Annotated in this window: 17 protein-coding genes; 9 read left to right on the forward strand and 8 right to left on the reverse strand. The window is 72.8% G+C overall.

The annotated features are described in order from the left end of the window. Positions 1-223 precede the first annotated feature (223 nt). From AB0J72_RS13885 to AB0J72_RS13895, 3 genes are read left to right on the forward strand one after another with little or no spacing between them, the layout of a single operon-like run. The gene (locus tag AB0J72_RS13885; RefSeq protein ID WP_363398477.1) at positions 224-712 is read left to right on the forward strand and encodes a nuclear transport factor 2 family protein; all 489 of its coding nucleotides are present in this window, start codon (positions 224-226) and stop codon (positions 710-712) included. Further along, positions 712-1,557 carry a fumarylacetoacetate hydrolase family protein gene (locus AB0J72_RS13890; RefSeq protein WP_363398479.1) on the forward strand — a complete coding sequence of 282 codons (846 nt, stop codon included), beginning with the start codon at positions 712-714 and terminating at the stop codon, positions 1,555-1,557. The genes AB0J72_RS13885 and AB0J72_RS13890 overlap by 1 nt, the downstream gene beginning before the upstream one ends. Continuing rightward, entirely contained in the window at positions 1,554-1,985 is a 432-nt protein-coding gene (locus AB0J72_RS13895) for a hypothetical protein (protein WP_363398481.1), read from the forward strand. The genes AB0J72_RS13890 and AB0J72_RS13895 overlap by 4 nt, the downstream gene beginning before the upstream one ends. Positions 1,986-2,243: 258 nt before the next feature. Here the strand turns inward: AB0J72_RS13895 and AB0J72_RS13900 are convergent, their stop codons facing one another. After that, the gene (locus AB0J72_RS13900) at positions 2,244-2,963 is read right to left on the reverse strand and encodes a GntR family transcriptional regulator (protein ID WP_363398483.1); all 720 of its coding nucleotides are present in this window, start codon (positions 2,961-2,963) and stop codon (positions 2,244-2,246) included. A gap of 136 nt (positions 2,964-3,099) precedes the next feature. Here AB0J72_RS13900 and AB0J72_RS13905 point away from each other — a divergent pair, with 136 nt between their 5' ends. Next, on the forward strand, positions 3,100-5,433 hold the full coding sequence (locus AB0J72_RS13905) for a pyruvate dehydrogenase (protein ID WP_363398485.1): 2,334 nt from the start codon (positions 3,100-3,102) through the stop codon (positions 5,431-5,433). A gap of 4 nt (positions 5,434-5,437) precedes the next feature. Here the strand turns inward: AB0J72_RS13905 and AB0J72_RS13910 are convergent, their stop codons facing one another. Genes AB0J72_RS13910 through AB0J72_RS13930 form a run of 5 tightly spaced genes read right to left on the reverse strand, consistent with a single transcriptional unit; the run spans position 5,438 to position 13,731 of the window. After that, the gene (locus tag AB0J72_RS13910; RefSeq protein ID WP_363398487.1) at positions 5,438-5,998 is read right to left on the reverse strand and encodes a hypothetical protein; all 561 of its coding nucleotides are present in this window, start codon (positions 5,996-5,998) and stop codon (positions 5,438-5,440) included. Next, on the reverse strand, positions 5,995-10,728 hold the full coding sequence (locus AB0J72_RS13915) for a glycoside hydrolase family 38 C-terminal domain-containing protein (protein ID WP_363398489.1): 4,734 nt from the start codon (positions 10,726-10,728) through the stop codon (positions 5,995-5,997). Before AB0J72_RS13915 ends, AB0J72_RS13910 begins: the two co-directional genes overlap by 4 nt. Positions 10,729-10,736: 8 nt before the next feature. After that, a complete protein-coding gene (locus AB0J72_RS13920) occupies positions 10,737-11,546 on the reverse strand; it encodes a carbohydrate ABC transporter permease (RefSeq protein WP_363398490.1) in 810 nt (269 codons plus the stop codon). After that, the gene (locus tag AB0J72_RS13925) at positions 11,543-12,391 is read right to left on the reverse strand and encodes a sugar ABC transporter permease (protein WP_363398492.1); all 849 of its coding nucleotides are present in this window, start codon (positions 12,389-12,391) and stop codon (positions 11,543-11,545) included. The genes AB0J72_RS13920 and AB0J72_RS13925 overlap by 4 nt, the downstream gene beginning before the upstream one ends. A 5-nt stretch (positions 12,392-12,396) precedes the next feature. After that, a complete protein-coding gene (locus AB0J72_RS13930; protein WP_363398494.1) occupies positions 12,397-13,731 on the reverse strand; it encodes an extracellular solute-binding protein in 1,335 nt (444 codons plus the stop codon). Positions 13,732-13,836: 105 nt separating this feature from the next. Here AB0J72_RS13930 and AB0J72_RS13935 point away from each other — a divergent pair, with 105 nt between their 5' ends. Together AB0J72_RS13935 and AB0J72_RS13940 are read left to right on the forward strand one after the other, a co-directional pair. After that, on the forward strand, positions 13,837-14,832 hold the full coding sequence (locus tag AB0J72_RS13935; protein ID WP_363398496.1) for a LacI family DNA-binding transcriptional regulator: 996 nt from the start codon (positions 13,837-13,839) through the stop codon (positions 14,830-14,832). A 161-nt stretch (positions 14,833-14,993) separates the two neighbouring features. Further along, positions 14,994-16,430 carry a glycoside hydrolase family 76 protein gene (locus AB0J72_RS13940; protein ID WP_363398498.1) on the forward strand — a complete coding sequence of 479 codons (1,437 nt, stop codon included), beginning with the start codon at positions 14,994-14,996 and terminating at the stop codon, positions 16,428-16,430. A 1,106-nt stretch (positions 16,431-17,536) separates the two neighbouring features. Here AB0J72_RS13940 and AB0J72_RS13945 read toward each other — a convergent pair. Then, complete coding sequence (locus AB0J72_RS13945; protein WP_344510490.1) at positions 17,537-18,364, reverse strand: helix-turn-helix domain-containing protein; 828 nt, start codon at positions 18,362-18,364, stop codon at positions 17,537-17,539. A 40-nt stretch (positions 18,365-18,404) separates the two neighbouring features. Next, positions 18,405-19,532 carry a hypothetical protein gene (locus AB0J72_RS13950; RefSeq protein ID WP_363398500.1) on the reverse strand — a complete coding sequence of 376 codons (1,128 nt, stop codon included), beginning with the start codon at positions 19,530-19,532 and terminating at the stop codon, positions 18,405-18,407. Positions 19,533-19,571: 39 nt separating this feature from the next. On the opposite strand from AB0J72_RS13950, the gene AB0J72_RS13955 reads away from it, so the two are divergent. Genes AB0J72_RS13955 through AB0J72_RS13965 form a run of 3 tightly spaced genes read left to right on the forward strand, consistent with a single transcriptional unit; the run spans position 19,572 to position 21,501 of the window. After that, positions 19,572-20,210, forward strand: a complete 639-nt coding sequence (locus AB0J72_RS13955) for an ElyC/SanA/YdcF family protein (protein ID WP_363398502.1) — start codon at positions 19,572-19,574, stop codon at positions 20,208-20,210. Continuing rightward, entirely contained in the window at positions 20,210-20,917 is a 708-nt protein-coding gene (locus tag AB0J72_RS13960; protein WP_363398528.1) for a glycosyltransferase family 2 protein, read from the forward strand. Before AB0J72_RS13955 ends, AB0J72_RS13960 begins: the two co-directional genes overlap by 1 nt. Positions 20,918-20,931: 14 nt before the next feature. Next, positions 20,932-21,501 (forward strand): hypothetical protein, encoded by a 570-nt coding sequence (locus AB0J72_RS13965; protein WP_363398503.1) that lies wholly within the window; start codon positions 20,932-20,934, stop codon positions 21,499-21,501. Positions 21,502-21,528: the final 27 nt, after the last annotated feature.

Below are 21,528 nucleotides of genomic sequence, written 5' to 3' on the forward strand. Positions count from 1 at the left end.
GGATATACGTTTGACTCCAGACGTTCGCACACGATCCGTTCTCGCACAACCAGCGTAGGCGGAGTTCCTCGCATCGCGTGGCCAGTGCTGCAGCTTCCGCCGTTCGGGCGAGATCCGGAAGGTCTTGTGCTCGCCTCGGCAGCGTGTCAGGGCTAGAAAATATATTCTAGCGTCCGTCCCCTGCCGGGCGCGTGCACTCCTTTGCAAGAAACGGAGCCACCCCATGTCTGCCCAGACCGAGGCCGAGAAGCGGGAAGCGATCATCGCGTTGAACAACGCGACGGTGGACGAGCACTTCCACAACGAGAACCCGGAGAGCATCGACCAGGCGATCGCCGTCTACACCGACGACATCGTCTGGGAGGTCCCCGCCCGCGGCCTCGTCCACCGGGACAAGGAGACGGTCAAGGCCGAGTACCTGCAGATCTTCGCGGCGATGCGCGTCCACAAGATCACCAACCTGCACCGGTTCGCCACTGAGGAGTGGGTCTTCGACGACAGCATCTTCGAGCTGACGATCACGCAGGAGGGCTTCCGCAACTGCCCGTTCCCGCCCGGGACCCGGTGCAGCATGCGGCTGATCCACGCGTTCCAGATGCGCGACGGCAAGATCTGCCGGGAGAACGGCTACGAGATCTGGCGCCGCGCCGACGACACCGACCGGGTCAACGACGACATCCCGGCCGACGCCGTCGTCACGGTGTTCGACTGATGCGGCTCGCCAACGTCGCCGGCCGCCTCGTCAGCCAGGAGGGCGCCGACCTGGTCGACGTCGCGTCCGCCAGCGGCGGCCGGTTCGGCCCCGACCCGCACGACGTCCTCGACCACTGGGACGAGTTCCTGGCCTGGGCCGACACCCGCCCGCCGGCCGGTCCGCCGCTGCCCTCTCCGCCGGACGCGGGCCCGCCGGTGCCGCGGCCGTCGCAGGTGTTCGGCGTCGGGCTCAACTACGCCGACCACGCCGGCGAGTCCGGCATGGCGCTGCCGTCGCAGCCGATGGTCTTCCCCAAGTTCAGCTCCTGCATCACCGGCCCCGGCGCCGTCGACCTGCCGTCCTCGACGGTGGACTGGGAGGTGGAGCTGGTCGTGGTGATCGGCCGTCCCGCCCGGCACGTCGCCGAGGCGGACGCATGGTCGTACATCGCCGGACTGACGATCGGGCAGGACCTCAGCGACCGGACGCTGCAGTTCGCCGGCGGCACGCCGCCGCAGTTCGGCCTGGGCAAGTCGCTGCCCGGCTTCGGGCCCATCGGCCCGTGGCTGGTGACCCCCGGCGAGCTCGGCGACCCCGACGACCTGGAGATCGGCTGCCGCCGCAACGGCGACGAGGTCCAGCACTCGCGCACCAGGCACCTCATCTTCACCGTGCCCGCGCTGGTGGCGTTCCTGTCGTCGCACCTGCCGCTGCGCCCCGGCGACCTGATCTTCACCGGGACTCCCGCCGGCGTCGGCTTCGGCCGCGACCCGGCCGTCTACCTGCGCCCCGGCGACGAGCTCGTCAGCACCATCGAGGGCCTCGGCTCGCTCGTCACCCGCGTCACCGGGAGCGCCTCATGACTGCCGGCTGCACGCCCTGCGAGATGGAGGCCCTGGAGGACGCCGCGGTGGTCTTCCGTGACGACCTCTGGGCGGGCGAGGTGCTCGGCGGCTTCGACGTCCCCGGCTGGTTCGTGCTGCGGGTCCGCCGCCACGCCCTGCGGATCGGCGGCCTGAGCGACGCGGAGCTGGCCACGTACGGCCGCCGCGCCCGCGACCTCTCCGCCGCCGTCAGCGAGGTGACCGGCGCCCCGGCCACCTACCTGCTCACCTTCGGCGAGGCGAACCCGCACTTCCACACCCTCGTCGCGGCCCGCGGCGACGACGTCCCACCGGAGCGCCGCCTGGGGGCCATCATGCAGCAGCGCACCGACAAGCTCGACCACGCGGCCGCCCTGGCCCTCGTCCCCGCCGTGGCCCAGGCCTACGCCCGCCACGCCGCCCGCTAGCACCTCGATGGACCGCCGGCCGGGGCGCCCCGCGCGCCGCAGCGACGCCCCGGCCGGCCCATGCGGCGGACATTGACGCGATGTGAAGCCGGAAGCGCTCACGTGGCGTCAGGAGGGCCGACTGCTGGCGGCCCCAACGACCACGGCGCGGACGGGTGGGCGGTGCTGGGGCGGATGCTCCGGACCGCGGACGCGGATCTCACCGACCCCGGCCGGCCGCAGGTGGTGCGCTGACCGGCCGGTGCGTGGGGCACCTGGTCAGGGCGACGGGGGGAGGGCGGCCATCCATTCGAGGCAGGCCAGCTCGTGCTCGGCGAGGTGCTCGTTGACGGCGAGCTTCAGCTCGGCGGGGGAGCCGGTGCGGGCGGCGTCGATCAGGAGGCGGTGGGCGATCTCGCGGCGGCGGCGCTCCTCGCGGTCGATCTGGTAGGTCTCGTAGACGACGCGGGTGTAGCGGTCGCAGGCGTGCCACAGCTGCTCCAGCAGGCGGAGGTCCCACTCGGTGAGGGCGGGGCGCAGCAGCGCGAGGTGGAACTGCTTGTGGATCTCCCAGGACTCGTCGGCGTCGAGCTCGTAGTGGGTGAAGGCCTTGAGCAGGCGATCGGCCTCGTCCAGGTCGGCGGGGGTCAGGTCGATGCAGGCGCGGGCGGCCAGGTCGCACTCGATGAGCTTGCGCAGCCGGTAGATCGAGCGGAGCTCGTCGCGGTCGAGCGGGTTGACGATCGCGCTGCGGCCGGGGCGCAGGGTGATGAGCCCCTGGGTCTCCAGGCGCCGGAGGGCCTCGCGGACGGGGATGTGGCTCACCCCGAGCTGCACGCTCAGGTCGGCGATCGAGAAGCTCGAGCCGGCCTTCAGTGTGCCGTTGAGGACGCCGCGCCTGATCTCGGCGGTCACCCGGTCCACGGCGGAGTTCGGCCCGGCGACGGACCGCAGTCCGACCCGGCCGGCTGACTTCTCGAGCGACGCCTCAGACACCACGAATATACGGTAGCGCATCCGCGTGCGTTTCGGTGTGTTGCCTGGATCGCCTTGTCACGCAGGGGAGTCGTACACCTGCAGCGGCGGTCACAGGAGACTCTTGCATCTATCATATATTCCAACCTACTGTGGCATCATGACCAGCATCCTCCACACACCGGTGGTGCCCGTGACGGATCAGGCCGAGCCCGACGCCCTGCAGCAGGTCCAGGACCGGGTGCTGTGGTTGTCCACGGCCATGGTCCACCATGCCAACCGGGTCCGGCCCAACCCGAGCGGGCTCAAGGTCGGCGGGCACCAGGCGTCGTGCGCGTCGATGGTGTCGATCATGACGTCGCTGTGGTTCGAGCAGCTGCGGCCGGGGGACCGGGTGTCGGTCAAGCCGCACGCGTCGCCGGTCCTGCACGCCGTCAACTACCTGCTCGGCGAGCTGGACGAGTCCTACCTGCCACGGCTGCGGGAGTTCGGCGGGCTGCAGTCCTACCCGAGTCGCGCGAAGGACCCCGACCCCGTCGACTACTCGACCGGCTCGGTCGGCATCGGCGCGACCGCACCGATCTGGGGCGCGATCGCCAGGCGGTTCGTCGACGCGCAGACCGACGCGAGGACCGGCGGCGGCCGGCAGTACTCGCTCGTCGGCGACGCCGAGCTCGACGAGGGCGCCGTGTGGGAGGCGATGCTCGACGCGTCCGTCGCGGAGCTCGGCGAGGTCGTCTGGATCGTCGACCTCAACCGGCAGTCCCTGGACCGGGTCGTGCCGCACATCGCCGCCGGTCGGCTGGAGCAGATGTTCGCCGCCGCCGGCTGGCAGGTCATCACGGTGAAGTTCGGCCGGCTCCTGGAAGAGCTGTTCACCCGGCCGGGCGGCGCGGAGCTCAAGCGCCGGATCATCGACATGCCCAACCCGGAGTACCAGCGGCTGCTGCGCTGCGGTGCCGACGAGCTGCGGGCCCGGCTCCCCGGGACCGACCCGAAGGTCGCCGCGCTGGTCGCGGACCTCGACGACGACACCCTGACGAAGGCGATCCGCAACCTCGGCGGCCACGACCTCGACGCGCTGCGCGCCGCCTTCGCGCAGATCGACGACACCCGCCCGACGGTCGTCATCGCGTACACCATCAAGGGCTACGGCCTGCCCACCCAGGGCCACCCGCAGAACCACTCCTCGCTGCTGACCGTCGAGCAGTACGAGCAGCTCGCCGCCGGCCTGGGCATGGACGCCGGCCGGCCGTGGGTGCGGTTCGCCGCCGACTCGGCCGCGGGCAGGCTGTGCCGCGCCACGGCGGACCGGCTGCGGCGCGGGACCCCGGCGGCCCTGGCACCGCCCGCCGTCCCCACCGACATCGGCCGGACGCCGTCCGGCACGTCCACCACGCAGGCCGCGCTCGGCCGGGCGCTGCTCGACCTGACCCGCGAGGCGCCCGAGGCGGCCCGCCGGGTGGTCACCGTCAGCCCCGACGTCAGTTCCAGCACCAACCTCGCCGGCTGGCTCAACAAGGTCGGCGTGTGGTCGCCGACCGAGCGGCACAACTGGTTCGCCGACGACAGCGAGACCACGATGCACTGGCGGGAGCGCCCCACCGGCCAGCACATGGAGCTGGGCATCGCCGAGGTCAACCTGGTCGGTCTCATCGGCGAGCTCGGTGCCACCTGGAGCCGCTGGGGCCAGCCCCTGTTCCCGATCGGGGTGCTGTACGACCCGTTCGTCGAGCGGGCCCTCGAACCCTGGTCCTACGGCATCTACGCCGGCGGCCAGTCGATCCTCGTCGGCACCCCGTCCGGGGTGAGCCTCGCGGCCGAGGGCGGCGCGCACCAGTCGATCAAGACGCCGTCGATCGGCCTGGAGCAGCCCGGCTGCGTCAGCTTCGAGCCGGCGTTCGCGATCGAGGTCGAGTGGACGCTGTTCGACGCGATCTCCCGCCTCGGCCGGCCCGACGGCAGCTCCTCCTACCTGCGGCTGTCGACCCGCCCGGTCAACCAGGCCCTGGCCGCGGTCCCCGCCGACCCGGCCGCCCGCGAGCGACGCCGCCGGCAGGTCCTGGCCGGGGCGTACACGCTGCGCGCCGCGACCGGGGCGACCCCGGCGGTCACGCTCGTCGGGATGGGCGCGATGGTCACCGAGACCCTGGCGGCCGCGGACCGGCTCGCGGGCCTCGGCGTCGACGCCGAGGTCATCTGCGTGACCAGCCCCGGCCGGCTGTTCGAGGCGGTCCAGGCGCGCCGCGGGCAGGGCGACGCGCCGTCGTCGATCCTCGACCAGGTGTTCCCCGCGCACCGGGCCGCGCCGATGGTGACGGTCCTCGACGGGCACCCGCACACGCTCGCGTTCCTGGCCACGGTCAACCGGGTGCGGACGCTGTCGCTGGGCGTGTCGCGGTTCGGCCAGGCCGGCGGCCTGGAGGACGTCTACCGCTACCACGGCATCGACACGGACTCCGTCGTGCGGGCCGCGCTGGACCTGACCGGCTGAGCGGTCAGTGCCGGTGCACGGCGTCCGGGTGCCTCGGGTCGCCGGGGTGCTCGTAGCCGGGCGCCAGCCGCACCAGCGCGGCGCAACGCTCCTCGAGCCACCGCGCGAACCGCCGCTCGGCGTCCTCCGCGCCGAGCCGGGCGGCGAGCGCGTCACGCACCTCCGCGAAATCCAACGGGAAGAGGTCCCGGTTGCGGTCGTAGTACGCCGCCGTGTCCGCCTCCGTGGCGGGCACCGGCGGCGCCACGACCGCGCGGAGCGACCGTGCGAGGGGATGGGCCGCGACGACCGCCGCGGTCACGCCGCCGGACCGTAGCGCCTCCGCGAGCGTCACCTGCCGGGGCGCGTCGCCGGAGACCGCTGACAGCCCTCGCGCGTGCGCCTCGTGGGTGACGACCGCCTCCACGGTGAGCACCTGCACCAGCCAGCGGCGGAGGTTGCGGCCCTCCGCGGTGGCCGGGTCGGGGAGCCGTGCCGCGTACGGCCCCTGGCGCATCGCCGCGAGCCGGGCGTCCACCGCGGCGACGTCGAGCGGCCTGCCGGCCACCCAGGCGACGGCGGTCATGGCAGCACCGTGACGGTGACGGGCGCCGTGTAGTGCAGCTCGCCGGCGTGGGCGACCTTGCACAGCGCCCACCATGTGCCCGGGCCGTGCCCGTCCGGGACCGTGACCGGGATCCGCAGCGTTGTCCGGCCGCTCAGGCCCACCCGGTGCTCAGGTGCCGGGAACAGGTCCCAGGTGTGCCACGGGCTGACGAGCTGCACGTCGACGACGATCGGCCCGGCGGCGTCGGTTTCGAGCGACAGCTCCAGCTGGCCGGACTGCCCGGGGCGTAGTCGCAACGGGCCGGGGTCGCTCCAGGCGGCCGTCACGGTTTCGGGTCCGTCGACGCCGACGAGCAGCCGCACGAAGTCCTCGACACCGTGCGAGGTGCTGGCGCGCAGCCAGTACACCCCCTGCCGAATATCCAACGGAGGATGGATTACGACCTGATGCCGGACAAATTCGCCCGGCGGAAGGTCGAACGCGAACCCGCCCGGCTCCGCCACGAAGCCCGGCGGCACCTCGAGCGAGACGGTGCCGGTGGCACGGTCGCGGGCCAGATCCGACGCCACGGTCACCGTCACGGCCACCGCCCCACCGCCGCCCGCGACAGCAGTGGCGGACGTGACGGCAACAGCCAGCGCATCGGAAGCTGCCGACGTGGTGGGAGCTGCGGGCGTGGCGGGCACGGCGGGGGTTGCTGGAGATTCTGACTCGTCGGGCGTAGTAGGAGTTGCGGGCACGGCGTGCATGGCGGGAGAGGTTGGAGTCGCGGGCGGGGCGGGCGTAGCGGGTGTGGTCGAGGTGGCGAGCGCTATGGGTGCGACGGCCGTGACGGACGCAACGAGAGTGGCTGGCGTGACGCGCGCTGCGAGCGTGGCGGGCGTGACACGTGCGGCCGGAGTTGCGGGCTCGGTGGAAGTTGCGGGCGTGGCGGGAGTTGCGGTGGTCGGCGTGGCGGGAGTTGCGGCTGTGTCAGGCACGTCGGGCGCGGCAGCCGTGTCGGGCGTGGCGGGAGTTGCGGCTGCGTCGGGCGCGTCCGGCGCGGCGGCCGTGCCGGGCATGGCGGCTGTGTCGGGCGTGACAGCCGTGTCGGGTGTGGTGGGCGGGGTGGTTGGCGTGGGGGTGATGGTGGCGACGGGTGGGTTGAGGTGGACTGTCACTGGCAGGTTGCCGGTTGGGGCTGGGCCGGTGTTGTGCAGCCAGTACTTCGCGTAGGCGGGCGTGGTCGGCGCCGGGGCCGGGGCGATGGGGGCTGTGTCGGCCGTGACCTGCGCGATGCTTGCACCGTCCAGCGACAGCAGCACCGCGCCGTCGCGTACGGGTAGCGGGGCGGCGGGGGATTCCAGGAGGTTGGTCGAGTGGGCGGTCGTCACCGGTGTCCACAGTGTGAGCCGGACGTCGGTGGGGGAGCCGGACGCCTCGTAGAGGCGCACCGTGACGTTGTTGACTGTGGTCGGGGGGATTCCAATGGCTAGTGGATTTCCTGAAGGTTTGAGGGCGGTGATGACGACATCGCTGGTGGACGAGACGGCCAGGTAGCTGGCGGACTCCGCGGAGGAGCCGGTGATGATGCGGGCGTGCAGTGGGTGGTTCACCTCGTGGCCGTGCCGTACCAGGCCGGCGGACCGCCAGTCGCCGGCGCCGGCGACGAGTGCGGCGTCGAAGGTGTGGGTCCAGTGCTGCTGCTGGAACGTCGAGCCGTCGGGTGCGGTGCGGCGGGGCGGGTCGATCCACACGCCGGACGGCCAGCCGGTGCAGGAGCGCAGCAGCGACAGGTGCAGCGCGCCGGTGGTGTCGACGGCGAAGCCGGGGATGCCGCGGTTGACGATGGCGACGGTCCGGTCGTCCAGGTCGGGGTCGGGCATGTCGGTCGCCGGCTGCGTCGCCGGCTGCGTCGCCGGCTGCGTCGCCGGCTGCGTCGCCGGCTGCGTCGCCGGCTGCGTCGCCGGCTGCGTCGTCGGCTGCGTCACCGGCACGGTTCCGGTGGTGGCGAGGTCGTCGCACAGCGCCTCGACCGCGCCGGTGCCGATCACGATGAGCACCGGCAGGTCCAGGACGCCGGTGAGGTCCGCGTTGGGCACCCACACGTCCGTCAGCGGCCTGGTGGCGGGCACCAGCACCCGGGCGCGGCCCGCGGCGGCGAGCTGCCGGTCGATCTCGCCGGTGTACGAAGGGTCCGCGGCGGCGAGGACGGCCTCCGTGAACGAGGTCCGGCCGACGCTGATCCGCACGTCCGGCAGGTTGGAGTCGACGGCGAGCCGGCCGTAGCGCGGGCCGCCGGGCCGGGACGTGGTGGCGGTGACCCCGCGCCGGACCAGCGCGACGGCGAGGTCCCGCACGTCCTGCGCGGCGACGATCTCGGCGATCCCGATCGCTCTGGTGTGCCGGCGGGCGCCGGACAGGTCGTGCACGTCGACGCGGGCGGTGCTGGAGACGGCGAACCAGTGCTGCGCCGGGTTGTCGAGGGTCCAGGGCGCCTGCTCGCTGTCGACCTCGACGAGCCCGAAGCCGCGGCCGACGACGGCGTTGCCGACCTCGCTGACGGGCAGCCCGCCGGGGACGTCCACCGGCCAGCACAGCCGGACGAGGTGGTCCTCGCCGGTGAAGTCGTCGACCCGGGTGGTGAGGCCGAGGCGGTCGTCGCCGTGCCAGAGGGTCAGGGTCTGCGTGAACCGCAGCGGGCCGGCCGCGCCGGTGACGGTGATCCGCTCGCCGAGCGGGCCGTGCTCGACCAGGACGCCCGTGGCGGGCCCCCGGGCGGAGCCGTGGGTGGCGGGGCCCTTCGGCAGCAGGTGCCAGGGCCCTTCGTGGAAGCGCGGGTGGGCGGAGTACTCGTCGTAGACGAGCAGCTCGTTGCCGACCCGGCCGGGGCGCAGCAGCTCGCGGCCGGTGCGCAGGTCGACGAGGCTCGACACGCAGCCGCCGCGCGCCGGGTCGACCGTGAGGCGGTAGACGTCGTTGGCGATGACCGGCTCGCCCCGGGCCGCCGTCCAGCCGGCGGCCGGCGCGGCGGAGAGCGTCAGGGGGAAGGCGCGGTAGCCGAGCGAAGGCACGTCGGTGGCGCGGAAGACGACGTCGACCGCGGCGAGGGTGCCGTCCTCGTGGTGGCTCGGGTGCTCCAGCTGGACGGGCAGGTCGCCGACCGTGAGGCCGGTCGTGCCGGGGCGGGGCAGGTCGACGCGGACCCGGACCAGGTCGGTGCGGGGCCAGGCCGACGGGTTGAAGACGACCACGGACCGGTCCGGCCCCTCGCCGGGTCGCGGGCCGAGCCGGCCCAGCGCCCCGTCCAGCACGGACCCCGCCAGGTCGTGCGCCTCCCGCCAGCCGGTCAGCAGGTCCAGGTACACCTGGTCGGACTCGCTGCCGGTGATGGCGTCGTGGTGGGCGCCGTACACGAGCTGCCGCCACGCCTTGTCGACCTCGGCGTGCGGGAACTGCGCGCCGTGCAGCGCGGCGGCGACGGTGGCGAAGAGCTCCGCGTCGACCAGGAGCGCCTCCACGTGCCGCTGCGCCTGCTTGGTGTCGATGAACGACACGTCCTTGCCGGTGTAGACCGGGTTCATGTCGCGTGTCTGCGGCGCGGCCGGGACGCCGTCGGTGTCCAGCTGCGAGCGGACCGCGGCGAAGAACTCGCGGGGGAGCCCGCACACGAAGCGGGGCCAGGCGTAGCGGGAATTCCAGTCGCGATGGATTTCCGTCACCCACTTCGCCGGCGGTGTGTAGTCGGTGCCGACGGGCAGCAGCACGTTGCGGGTCGCGGCGACCTTCTTCAGCAGCAGGAACAGTTCGTAGACGCTCTGTTGCGCGCCGGCGAGGGTCGGCTGGGCGTCGATGTGCCAGCCGGCCGAGTAGTGCGCGGGCATGTAGTGGGTCAGCACGCCGCGCCCCGAGGGGGAGATCCACTCGAACTCGGAGCTGAACTGCATCGCCGACGGGTCGCCCCAGCCGTCCCGCGGCTCGTAGGTCCACAGCATCGGGCCCCACTGGTGGAACGGGCCGCGCGCCCACGACGACGAGTCGAGGCCGGCGTCGGCGACGAGCCCGGGGAACTGCGGGTCGTGCCCGAAGACGTCGAGCTGCCAGGCGGTGCGGGGGTCGCCGCCGATGACGTCGCGCTGGAAGCCGATGCCGTGCACCAGGTTGCGGATCGTCGACTCGGCGGAGGTGAGGTTCGTGTTGGGCTCGTTGTAGGTGCCGCCCATGAGCTCGAGGCGGCCCTCGGCGAGCAGGGTCCGCAGGTACCGGCGGTCCTCGGGGTGACTGTCCCAGTAGGGCTTGAGGTAGTCGAGCTCGGCGAGGACGAACTTGTAGTCCGGGTCGCGGCGGGCGGTCTCCAGGTGCAGCCGGACCAGGTCGAAGCCGGTGTGCTGGAACGCGGCCCGGAACTCGGTGCCCAGGCGGCCCGCGCGGTCCCACGTCGCGGTGTAGGCCGCCTGGGTGTTCCACCAGACCGGGTCGTAGTGGAAGTGCGGGACCATCCACACCGTCCATCCCGGCTCGGCGACGACGAGGGTGGCCTCGACCGTGTGCCCACCGGTGGCGGTCACCCGGATGGGCACCGTCGCGCCGGGCGGCGCCGTACACGAGACGCCGACCTCGACCAGAGGTCCGCTGTGGACGTCGGCGTGGCCCGCGACGCCGTCGCCGGTGATGTCCAGCCGTCCCGGCCAGTCCTCGACCTCGACGCGGACGACCTGCAGCGGGCCGGGGAGAAACAGTTCGGTGCCGGTGACGCCGACGATGCGCATGTGCTGGTTCAGCCTTTCACCGCGCCGGTGAGGCTGAACGCCCCGCCGAGCACTTTGGACAGTGCGGAGTAGAGCAGGACGACTGGTGCCGTGTAGAGGATGGAGAACGCGGCGAGCCGCCCGTAGGCGACCGCGCCGTACTGGGTGAAGAACGTGTAGATGGTCACCGACGCGGGCTGCTTCTCGGGGCTGAGCAGCAGGATGAACGGGACGAAGAAGTTGCCCCACTGCAGGACGAACGTGAAGATCAGCACGACGGCGAGGCCGGGGACCATCAGCGGCAGCACGATGCGCCACAGCGACTGCAGCCAGCCGGCGCCATCGGTCCAGGCGGCCTCCTCGAGGCTGATGGGAACGTTGTCCATGAAGTTCTTCATCATCCACACCGCGAAGGGCAGCGACGACGCGGACATGAACAGGATCGTCGCGGGCGTCGAGTCGACGAGGTCGATCCGGCTGTACATGGCGTAGACCGGCACCATGACCGCGGTGATCGGCAGGCCGGTGGCGAAGAGGACGGCGTAGAGGAACGACCGGCCGAAGGTGGTGCGGAAGCGCGACAGCGGGTACGCCGCGAGCACCGCCAGCGCGACGGTCAGCAGCGCCGTGCCGCCGGACAGCACGAACGAGTTCCACATCGGGCGGAAGACGGTGTCGGCGTCGAGCACGTCGCGGAAGTTGGCGAGCGACACCTCCCCGGTCACCTCGGCGGACATGGCCGCGCCGGGCTGGACGGAGGCGACCAGCAGCCACCCGAACGGCAGCAGGAACGCCACGGCCACCACGGCGAGCGCGCCGTGCACCGCGAGCCGCCTCATGCCTCCTCCAGTCTGATCAGTCGCAGGTACACGGCCGAGAACAGCGCCCCGATCAGCAGCAGGACCAGCGCCATCGCCGTGCCGTAGCCGAGCTGGTAGAACTTGAACGACTGCTGGTACATGTACAACGGCGTGGTCTGGCTGGCGTTGCCGGGTCCGCCGCCGGTCATCACGTAGATGAGGCCGAAGGACGCCAGGGTCTGCAGGGTGATGAGCATCAGGTTGCTGACGATCGAGCGGCGGATCAGCGGCAGCGTGATGTGCCGCAGCCGCTGCCACGCCGACGCGCCGTCGACCTGTGCCGCCTCGACGAGGTCCGGCGGCACGTCGGCGAGCGCCGCGGAGTAGACGAGCATCGAGAAGGCGGTGCCGCGCCACACGTTGGCGAGGATGACGGCCAGCATCGGCGTGGTGTAGAGCCAGTTCTGCTGGACGCCGAGGTGGCCGAGCAGACTGTTGAGGGTGCCGGTGCGGTAGAGGAACGCATACCAGCAGAAGCCGGCGACCGTCTCCGGCACCGTCCACGCGGCGATGACGATGCCGGTGACGGCGGCCCGGGCCACCCGGCCGCGACCGCGCAGGAGCAGCGCGATCAGCAGGCCGAGCGTGTTCTGCCCGACGACCGCCGACCCGACGACGAACACCAGGGTGAGCAGCAGCGAGTGCAGGAAGTGCGGGTCCCGCGCCATGCGGGTGAAGTTGCCGGCGCCGATGAAGGAGACGCTCGCCGACCCGGTCAGCGCCATGTCGGTGAACGCGGTGTAGACGCTCCACAGCATGGGCCCGGCGAAGAAGACGAGCAGCAGCAGGAGCGCGGGCAGGACCGGGGCGAACCGTCGCAGCATCGGCGCTACTTCACCTTGTCCGCCCCGACGACCTGCTTCACCTGGTCGCCGAGCGCGGCGACGGCCTGCTGCGGGCTCTGCTGGCCGGTCATGACCGCCTCCATCGCGACCTGGATCGCGTCGGAGACGTGCGGGTAGTCCGCGTACGCCGGCCGGAAGTGGGTCACCCGCACGAGGTCGGTGAAGAACTTCAGGGTCGGGTTCGCGGCGAGGTACGCGGGATCGGCCGCGACGTCGGCGCGCTCGGCGATCTGGCTGGCGGCGATGTCGTAGGCGAGGCTGTTCTCCTTGTTCAGCGCGAGGCTGACGAAGTCGAACGCGGCCTGCTTGTCCTTGGCCTTCGCGCCGACCGACAGCACCCAGCCGCCGGACATGCTGGTCGTGCCGGGTGCCTGGCCCTTCTGCGTCGGCATCGCGGCCTGGCCGAGCACGGTCGACCACTGCGGCCACGGCTTCGCGCCGCCGGGCAGCCAGTTGCCGCTGATCCACGACCCGTCGAGGTCGATGGCGAGCTTCCCGCCGGGCAGCAGCTCGGTGCCGACGCGGTTGCCGAAGTTGGGGTCGAGCGCGTCCTGCGGCGCCGGGGCGAGCCCTTCGCCGTAGATCGTCTTGATGAAGCCGAGCGAGTCGAGCATGCCCTGGCTGGACGTGACCCACTTCTTGTCGGCGTCGTCGTAGAGGGTGTCCTGGGTGCCGTACAGCAGCATCTCCAGGCCCTGCATGGTCGCGCCCTCGCCGGCGGCCTTGCCGGAGTAGACGTTGAGCGGGGTGACGCCGGGCAGCTTCGCCTTGACGGTGCGGGCGGTGGCGAGGATGTCGTCCCAGGTCTTCGGCTCCCAGGGCACGGCGATGCCGGCCTGCGCGAAGAGGTCCTTGTTGTACCAGAGGGCGCGGGTGTCGGTGCCCATCGGCACGCCGTAGGTCTTGCCGTCGAGGGCCTTGGCGGCGGTCTTCGACGCCTCGGTGAACTGGCTCCAGTCCGGCCACTTCGCGAGGTACTCGTCGATCGGGGCGAGGAAGCCGGCGGCGATGTCGGTGTTGACGAGGAACGTGTCCTCGTACATGACGTCGGGTGCGGTGCTCGGCGAGCGGTTCATCAGCGAGAGCTTGGTGTAGTAGTCGTTCTCGGCGGCCTCGATGGGCACGAGCTTGACCGTCGAGCCGGGGTGGGCGGACTCGTAGGCGGTCTTGACCCGCTTCATCTGGTCGTCCATCTGCGTGAAGCTGCCGAACTTCTGGTAGGCGACGGTGAGGGTCTTGTCGTCGTCGCCGCCGGACGAGCAGGCGCCGGCGCTCAGGATGAGGGCGGCGAGGGCCACCCGGGTGACGATGCGTCGCATCGATGCTCCAAGGGGTTTGGCGGAACCGGTGACGGAGCTGTATGAGAACGTAATCAGAGAACGTAATCAGATACTGTGTTGCGGTCAATGCCCAGAGGAGGCCCGGTGACGTCGAGGCGACCCACCATGCGTGACGTGGCACAGCTCGCCGGGGTCAGCCCGGCGACGGTGTCCCGCGTGGTCAACGACGAGCGGTACATCCGCCCGGAGACCCGGTACGCCGTCGAGCGGGCCATCACCGAGCTGGGGTTCCACCGCAACGAGATCGCCCGCGGGCTGCGGCCGGGGCAGACCACGGAGACGATCGCGCTGGTCATCGAGGACCCGGCGAACCCGTTCTGGTCGGGGGTCACCCGCGGCGCGGAGGAGACCGCCCGGCGGCACCAGCACATGCTGGTCGTCGGCAGCACCGGGCAGCGCTTCGAGCAGGAGCGCGACCTGCTGCGCGACCTGGTCCGGCGGCGGGTCGACGGGCTGCTGGTCACGCCGACCGCGCACGACCACGTCGAGCTGCACGCGGAGCTGGCCCGCTGGGCGCCGATGGTGTTCATCGACCGCGTGCCGCGGGGCGTGCCGGCCGACTCGGTCGTCCTGGACAACTACGGCGGCGCCCGCCAGGCCGTCGGCCACCTGACCGCGCAGGGGCACCGGCGGATCGGGTACATCGGCGGCGACCCGGCCGTCTTCACCGGCGCCGACCGCCTCGCCGGCTACCGGCGCGCGCTCGAGGACGCCGACATCGCCTACGACCCGGCCCTGGTCAGCCTCGACAACCACACGGTCGGCGCGGCCCGCGCGGCGGCGACGGAGCTGCTGGACGGCCCGGCCGCCGCGGACGCGATCTTCGCCGACAACAACCGGATCTGCGTCGGTGCGCTGCACGCCGCCGAGGGCCGCGACGAGGTCGGCATCGCCGGCTTCGACGACTTGGAGCTGGTCGACCTGCTGCACCGGCCGGTCGCGCTGGTCACCTACGACACGACCGAGCTCGGCCGGCGCGCCGCCGGGCTGCTGTTCCGCCGGATCGCGGGCAGCGCCGAGCCGTCCACGCAGGTCCTGCTGCCGACCTCGCTGGTGATCCGGGGCGGCCGGATCCGCTGAGGGCGGGCGCCGCCCGTCCTGACAACGTTGACATCGCGACTTCGGTGGGCTTCTATGTGGGGCGAGCCGTGTCCGCGCCCGACCCGCCCGGCCACGGCTACCGCGCACCGTCGCGCGCCTCCTCACGATCGTTCCGCCAGACATCGAGGGAGAAGACACCCATGCACCGTGCCCGAAGCAGACATGTCCGAAGACTGTGGACCGGCCTCGCCGGCGCCGCCGTGACCGTCGGCCTCCTGGTCGGGGCCGCCGGCACCGCCGCGGCCGCGACCCCCGCCGCCAACAGCGTCGGCGTGCTCATGCAGTCGTACGACGCCGGCACCGGCCGGATCGGCAGCGACTGGTGGACCAGCGCCGTGTCGCTGAGCACCGTCATGACCTACCGGCAGGCGACCGGCGACACCCAGTACGACTACGCCATCTCCGGCGCCTACGCGAAGAACGCCGACTTCACCAACGAGTACATCGACGACACCGGCTGGTGGGCCCTGGTCTGGATCCAGGCCTACGACATCACCGGCAACAGGAACTACCTGAACACCGCCGAGACCCTCGTCAAGTACATGCACAACTACTGGGACTCCACGTGCGGCGGCGGCGAGTACTGGAAGACCGACCGCCAGTACAAGGCCTCCATCGCCAACGAGCTGTTCCTCGCCGCGACCGCCGGGCTGCACAACCGGCTCCCCGGCGACACCACCTACCTCGGCTGGGCCAACGCCGGGTGGAACTGGCTGCGCACGAACGGCGTCATCAGCAACAACCTGGTCCGCGACGGCGTCACCATCCCCGGCTGCGGCTACAGCACCGCCGTCTACACCTACAACCAGGGCGTCGTGCTGCAGGGCCTGATCGAGCTGAACCGCGCCACCGGCGACGCGTCGCTGCTGACCACCGCCAGGTCGATCGCCACCGCCGCGGTCGCCCGGTTCAACCGCAACAACGTCCTCTACGAGGGCTGCGAGCCGAACTGCTCCGGCGACGGCCAGGCGTTCAAGGGGATCTTCATCCGCTACCTGCGGGCCCTGGCGAAGGCGACGAGCGGCACCCAGTACGACGGCTTCATCGCCACGACCGCCAACTCGATCCTGGCCAACAACACCAACAGCGCCGGCCAGCAGGGCAACTCGTTCGTCGGCCCGTTCGCGCTGTGGAGCCCCACGACGCAGGCCGCGTCCGCCGCCGCGCTCGTCGCCGCCCTCGGCAACGGCCCGTCCAACGTGCTGCGCGGGCAGGAGTCCGGACGCTGCGTCGACGTGCCCGGCAACACCCAGGCCAACAGCACCAGGGTCGCGCTGTGGGACTGCAACGGCGGCGCCAACCAGCGGTGGGTCGCGACCGGTTCACGGCAGCTGCAGGTGTACGGGAGCAAGTGCCTGGACGTGAGCGGCGCCGCCACCGCGGACGGCACGCCGGTCATCATCTACGACTGCCACCCGGGCACCAACCAGCAGTGGAACGTGAACGCCGACGGCACCGTCGTCAGCGTCGCCTCCGGCAAGTGCCTCGACGCGACCGCGCACGGCACGGCCAACGGCACCCAGCTGGCCATCTGGACCTGCAACGGCGGCGCCAACCAGCGCTGGTACCGCACCTGAGACCCCGGCCCGCCCGGGCGCCGCACCGGGCGGGCCGGCTCCTCCCCGGGAGGCATGGACATCAACCGCCGTCACCTGCTCGCCCTCGGCGCCGCCGGCGCGGCCCTCAGCGTCACCGTCCAGCGCGACGTCAACCACCCGTCGATCCTGTTCTGGGACAACGGCTACGAGGGCGGCTGGAACACCGCCCTGGACGACGACTTCGCCCGGCACGACCCGCAGCAGCGCAAGGTCCTGCACCCGTGGACCACGTTCAATGGCGTCGACACTAGCCACTACCAGACCTATGCCAGCACCCAGTCGAAGGCCGCCGGCGGCACCGTCTTCATGCCGACGGAGTTCCTGCACGGCCTGTACGACGGTGGCGCGGGCGCCGGCCTCAACGACTACTGGAAGCTGATGGGCGGCGCGCAGCGCTCCGCCGGCGGCTTCATCTGGTCGCTCGCCGACGAGAGCGTCGTGCGCGACGACCGCGGCGGTGCGCTCGACACCGCCGGAAACCTCGCCCCCGATGGAATTCTCGGCCCCTTCCGTGAGAAGGAGGGCAGCTTCTTCACGATCAAGGACATCTGGTCGCCGGTCCAGCTCGCCAGCCCCGACTACTACGCCAACGTGTTCCCGGCGGCCTTCGACAAGACCGTCATGCTGGTCAACCGGTACGACTTCACCAACCTCGACCGGCGCCGCTTCACCTGGCAGCTGCTGCGGTTCCCGGCGCCGGTCGGCGGCGCCGGGCACACCGGCACCACGTGCATCAGCATCGCGAAATCCAACGGCCGGCTGGTCGGCGTCACCCTCGACGGTGCCGTCGTGTCGCTCACCAACGGTCCCGCGCTCGCGGCGGGCTCCGCGACCTTCACCGGCCTGAGCCACTTCAAGGACGGCACCGGCTGGGTCGTGCAGGCGAACTACACCGGCGACCTGACCTCCGTGCGCCGGCGCCTCGACTCCGGCGGGTGGCTGCGGATGGAGTACCGCTACCGCCGTACCGCCGACCGCGACTACCCCGAGTCGAAGGTTCCACGGCCCCGGCTCCCTCGGCCCGGAGAGCCGGCCCGACGTGGCGGCCGGCGACTACCACCGCAGCGTGTACTTCAGGTTCGGGGTCACTCCCGGTTGAGCTCCCGGAACCGGCCGGGGGTGACGCCGACCTCGCGGCGGAAGAAGCGGCAGAAGTACGCCGGGTCGGCGAACCCGACGGCGTGCGCGACCTGCGCGACGCTCAGCCCGGTCCGGGCCAGCAGCCGCCGCGCCTCCAGGGCCTGGGCGCGGCGGATCAGCCGGCCGGGCGGTTCGCCGGTGGAGGCCTTCACCGCCTCCGTCAGGTGGCTGGTGGAGACGCCGAGCCGAGCGGCGTAGGCCCGCACGGTCGGCGCGATCCCCGTGTCGTGGGTGAGCAGCCGGCCGAACCGCTCCGCCACGCCCGGCGCCGGATCCGCGGGCCGCGGCGCGCCGAGGCGCAGCGCGCGGACGACGAGCACGTGCAGGAGCGCGGCCAGGACGGTGGTGAAGCCCGGCCGGCGTTCGGTGTACTCGAGCGCCATCGCGGCCAGCAGCGACTCGAGGCCGGCCGCGTCGCCGGGGGCGGGCCGCAGCCCGGGCGCCGCCGACAGGGCCGTCAGGGCGCGGCGGTCCTCCGGGTGCTGGTGCAGCGCGTCGTCGGCGAAGACGATCACCCAGCCGTCGAGCCCGCAGACGTCCCGCCAGTGGTGCACCTGCCCCGGCGCGACCGCGAAGAGCTGCGGCGGCCGCAGCCGGTGCGCGGCGAGGTCCACGACGTGCGCGCCGGTGCCGCGGGTGACGTAGACGATCTCGTGGAAGCTGTGCCGGTGCGGGAAGCCGGCCCGCGCCATCGGCCCGAACCAGTCGAACGAGCCGATCGCGAACGGCAGCGGCGCCGGGTCCGGCACGTCCAGCTCGTGCCTCGGCAGCACGTCCTCCACCTTTCTGTAAAGAATCCTCAAAGTAACGCGCTCATGTACCGCGGTCAATGCCGAGCATGCCGTCGAGCGCCTCGTGGAGGAACGCGGTGCGGTCGGCGGGCGGGCCCCACGAGTCCTCGACCCGGCACAGCAGCAGCACCCGCGCCGGGACGCCGTGCCGCGCGTACGCGACCAGCTTGTGGTGCCCGTCGAGGACCACCCCGACGAAGAACCGCTCGGGGTGGTCCATCCGCACGTCGCGGTCCTCCACCCACGCGGTGACCACGGCGGTGGGCCGTTCACCCGCGGCGATCCTCGCCGTGTGGGCCGCCACGGTACGCGGATCGACGGCCGCGAGGTCCTGGGACGGCAGCACCACGGCGAACGTCGGCCGCACCCCCGGCACCGTCGTGCGCAGCTGGAGATGGCCGGTGCCGGGCCAGTCGACCGGCGGCACCTCGTCGGGCTCCTCGTCGACGCGCAGCTCGTGGCGCCGCATGCACCAGGACGCGGCCGGGTCGCTGACCAGCTCCAGGTCCAGGTCGGCGAGCGCGGCCAGGTAGTGCCCGGACCGCAGCCCCGTCAGCAGTGGCGCCACCGCGTCCAGCACGTCCCCGTCCAGCGCGGTCACGTCGCCGAGCCGCTCCCGCATCAGCTGCGACAGCGCCGCCGCGGGCCGCTCCGGCCACCCGATGAGGTGCAGCGTGGTCTCGCACGTGCCGCAGTCGGAGCCCACCCCGTACAGTGGCGACCCGCCGACGAGGAGCGACTTGAACCAGCGCGGCCAGGTCGAGCCGGGTGGCGTCGGGTCGTAGTCGATGCCGATGACGCCGCGCCCGTCGGCGACCACGAGCCTCGCCCGGTCGTCGCCGAGCGGCTCGACGTCCTCCACCCGCGGCCGCGCCTCCGTCGCCGGCTCCCAGGCGGCCCACACCAGGCGCACCGCGTGCGGCCAGGCGTCCCGGTCGAGCGGGAGCACCGGGTCGTGGCCGGTCAGCCGGACGAGGGCGTGGTGCAGCCCGAACAGCGCCTCGCCCGGCGCCACGGCCACCCGCTCCAGCAGCGGCCGGACCGCCGCGGGATCCCCGCGCTGCTCGACCGCCACGACGAGCCGGTCGTGCTCGAGCCCGGTGAGCCGCGGCAGCCGCGCCAGGAGCGAGGCGAGATCGTCGTCCGTCACCCGCGCAGTCAAGCACGGCGCGGTGGGTACGGTGGGATCGTGACAGGGCCGGTGGCGACCGTGCTGCTGGTGTTCGGGCGAGGGGTCGCGACCGCCGGCGCGGGATGGGTGCTCACCCCGGCGGGTGCCGCCAGGGTCGACGCCGCGATCGGCTACGTCTCGGCGCACCGGGACGCGTTCGACGCCGCGGCGGCGCCGCTGGTCGTGTTCAGCGGCGGGTGGGCGGAGGCGGCCGAGGGCGCGCCGCGACCACCGGAGGGCTGCCGGGAGGGTGACCTGATGGTGGCCCGGGCGCGGGCCGCCGGGCTCGACCGCCACGCGGCGCTGCGGACCGAGTGCCGGTCGCGGAGCACCCTGGAGAACCTGCTGCACACGGTCGGGGACGGCCTGCTCGCCGGGCACGAGTTCGGCCCCGGGCACCCGCTCGGGCTGGTCTCGCACACGTGGCACCTGCCGCGGATCCGGTTCCTCGCCCGCAAGGTGCTGCGGCTGCGTGGCGCGGCGCTGCTCGACGTGCCGGCGACCGGCGGCGAGCCGGCGTCGCGGCGGGAGCGGGCGCTGCACGTCGCGTCGCGGCTCTGGTTCCTCGGCGTCGCCGACCCCGCCGGGCTGCTGCGCCGCGAGCGCGCGGTGGTGGCGGCATTGCGCCGCCCCCGGTTGGGTAACAGGCATCCGTGATGTTTCTGCTGCCGGTGTACGAGCCGGGCCACGGCCTCGTCAGCACCGTCGTCGCGCTGTCCGGCGTGCGGCCGCGGGCGCACGTCGTCGTGGTCGACGACGGCAGCGGACCGGCCGCCGCGGGCCTCCTGCACCGCGCCCGGGAGCTGGGCTGCACGGTGCTGCGGCACGAGACGAACCGCGGCAAGGGCGCGGCGCTGAAGACCGGCTTCCGGCACATCGCCGCGGCGCACCCCGGCCAGGCGGTCGTCTGCGCGGACCCCGACGGTCAGCACCTCCTCGCGGACATCCTCCGGGTCGCCGAACACGTGGAGGTCGGCGGCGAGATGGTGCTCGGCGTGCGCCGCTTCGAGGGCCGGGTGCCGCTGCGCAGCCGCTTCGGCAACGCCGTCACCCGCCTGCTGTTCCGCGCCGCGACCGGCCGCGGCGTCCAGGACACGCAGACCGGGCTGCGCGGCTACCCCGCGGACCTGCTGGACTGGCTGGGCGGGATTCCCGGCGAGCGGTTCGAGTACGAGATGAACGTCCTGCTGCACGCCGCGCGCGCCGGCCGGCGGATCAACGAGACGGTCATCGCCACCGCGTACATCGGCGACAACGGCACCTCGCACTTCGGCTCGCTGGCGGACTCGGCCCGCGTCTACCGCCCCCTGCTGCGTCACGCGCTGTCACGGAGGGGTGCGCGTAGCCGGCCGGTCACGCGATGAGGGATCATGGAGGCATGGAACCGACCGCTGGCCGCCGCCCCACCCAGAAGACCGCAGTGGGCGGGGGCGAGGCTGGGTGGGTGCCGATCGCGGAGCTGACCGAGCTGGCGCGGGCGCTGCTGGGTGAGCGGCCGAGCGGCCGCGACGTCGTGCCCGTGGCGGTCGCGGAGCGGATCAGCCGGCTCGCGGCGCAGTGGGCGTCGGCCGGGTTCACCGCCGCGACCGTGCGCCCGTGGGTGGACCTGCAGCCGGCCGCGGCCGCCGTGCTCGCCAAGGCCGGCGCGACGCCCGAGTCCCTCGACCAGCAGGTCGTCACGGTGTCCGGCGCCGCCATGACCCTGTGGCGGGCGGTCTGCTCCGGCGCGATGTCCGCCGCCGACGCCGCCGGCGCCCTGCGACCCGCCGGCGGTGCGCCCGCCCCCGCTCCCAGCGCCGCCCCTGTCCCTGCCCCCGTCGGTGTCGAGGCGCCGGCGCGGGCGAAGATCGCTCCCGCGCTGTTCTCTCACCCCGCGACGGAGACGGTGCACGACACGGCCGAACAGCGCCGCCGGTCCGCTCCACCGGCGACGCCGTTCAGTGCGTGAGCCGCCTCGACGCAGTGCGTGAGCCGT

Source organism: Dactylosporangium sp. NPDC049742 (assembly GCF_040674675.1).
GTDB lineage: Bacteria > Actinomycetota > Actinomycetes > Mycobacteriales > Micromonosporaceae > Dactylosporangium > Dactylosporangium maewongense.

Bases quoted from the DNA above. Each gene is read 5' to 3' on its own strand.
- AB0J72_RS13905 (WP_363398485.1), top strand. From the start codon at position 3,100: ATGACCAGCATCCTCCACACACCGGTGGTGCCCGTGACGGATCAGGCC.
- AB0J72_RS13885 (WP_363398477.1), top strand. From the start codon at position 224: ATGTCTGCCCAGACCGAGGCCGAGAAGCGGGAAGCGATCATCGCGTTG.
- AB0J72_RS13920 (WP_363398490.1), bottom strand. From the start codon at position 11,546: ATGAGGCGGCTCGCGGTGCACGGCGCGCTCGCCGTGGTGGCCGTGGCG.
- AB0J72_RS13965 (WP_363398503.1), top strand. From the start codon at position 20,932: ATGGAACCGACCGCTGGCCGCCGCCCCACCCAGAAGACCGCAGTGGGC.
- AB0J72_RS13925 (WP_363398492.1), bottom strand. From the start codon at position 12,391: ATGCTGCGACGGTTCGCCCCGGTCCTGCCCGCGCTCCTGCTGCTGCTC.
- AB0J72_RS13890 (WP_363398479.1), top strand. From the start codon at position 712: ATGCGGCTCGCCAACGTCGCCGGCCGCCTCGTCAGCCAGGAGGGCGCC.
- AB0J72_RS13960 (WP_363398528.1), top strand. From the start codon at position 20,210: ATGTTTCTGCTGCCGGTGTACGAGCCGGGCCACGGCCTCGTCAGCACC.
- AB0J72_RS13915 (WP_363398489.1), bottom strand. From the start codon at position 10,728: ATGCGCATCGTCGGCGTCACCGGCACCGAACTGTTTCTCCCCGGCCCG.
- AB0J72_RS13895 (WP_363398481.1), top strand. From the start codon at position 1,554: ATGACTGCCGGCTGCACGCCCTGCGAGATGGAGGCCCTGGAGGACGCC.
- AB0J72_RS13930 (WP_363398494.1), bottom strand. From the start codon at position 13,731: ATGCGACGCATCGTCACCCGGGTGGCCCTCGCCGCCCTCATCCTGAGC.
- AB0J72_RS13910 (WP_363398487.1), bottom strand. From the start codon at position 5,998: ATGACCGCCGTCGCCTGGGTGGCCGGCAGGCCGCTCGACGTCGCCGCG.
- AB0J72_RS13940 (WP_363398498.1), top strand. From the start codon at position 14,994: ATGCACCGTGCCCGAAGCAGACATGTCCGAAGACTGTGGACCGGCCTC.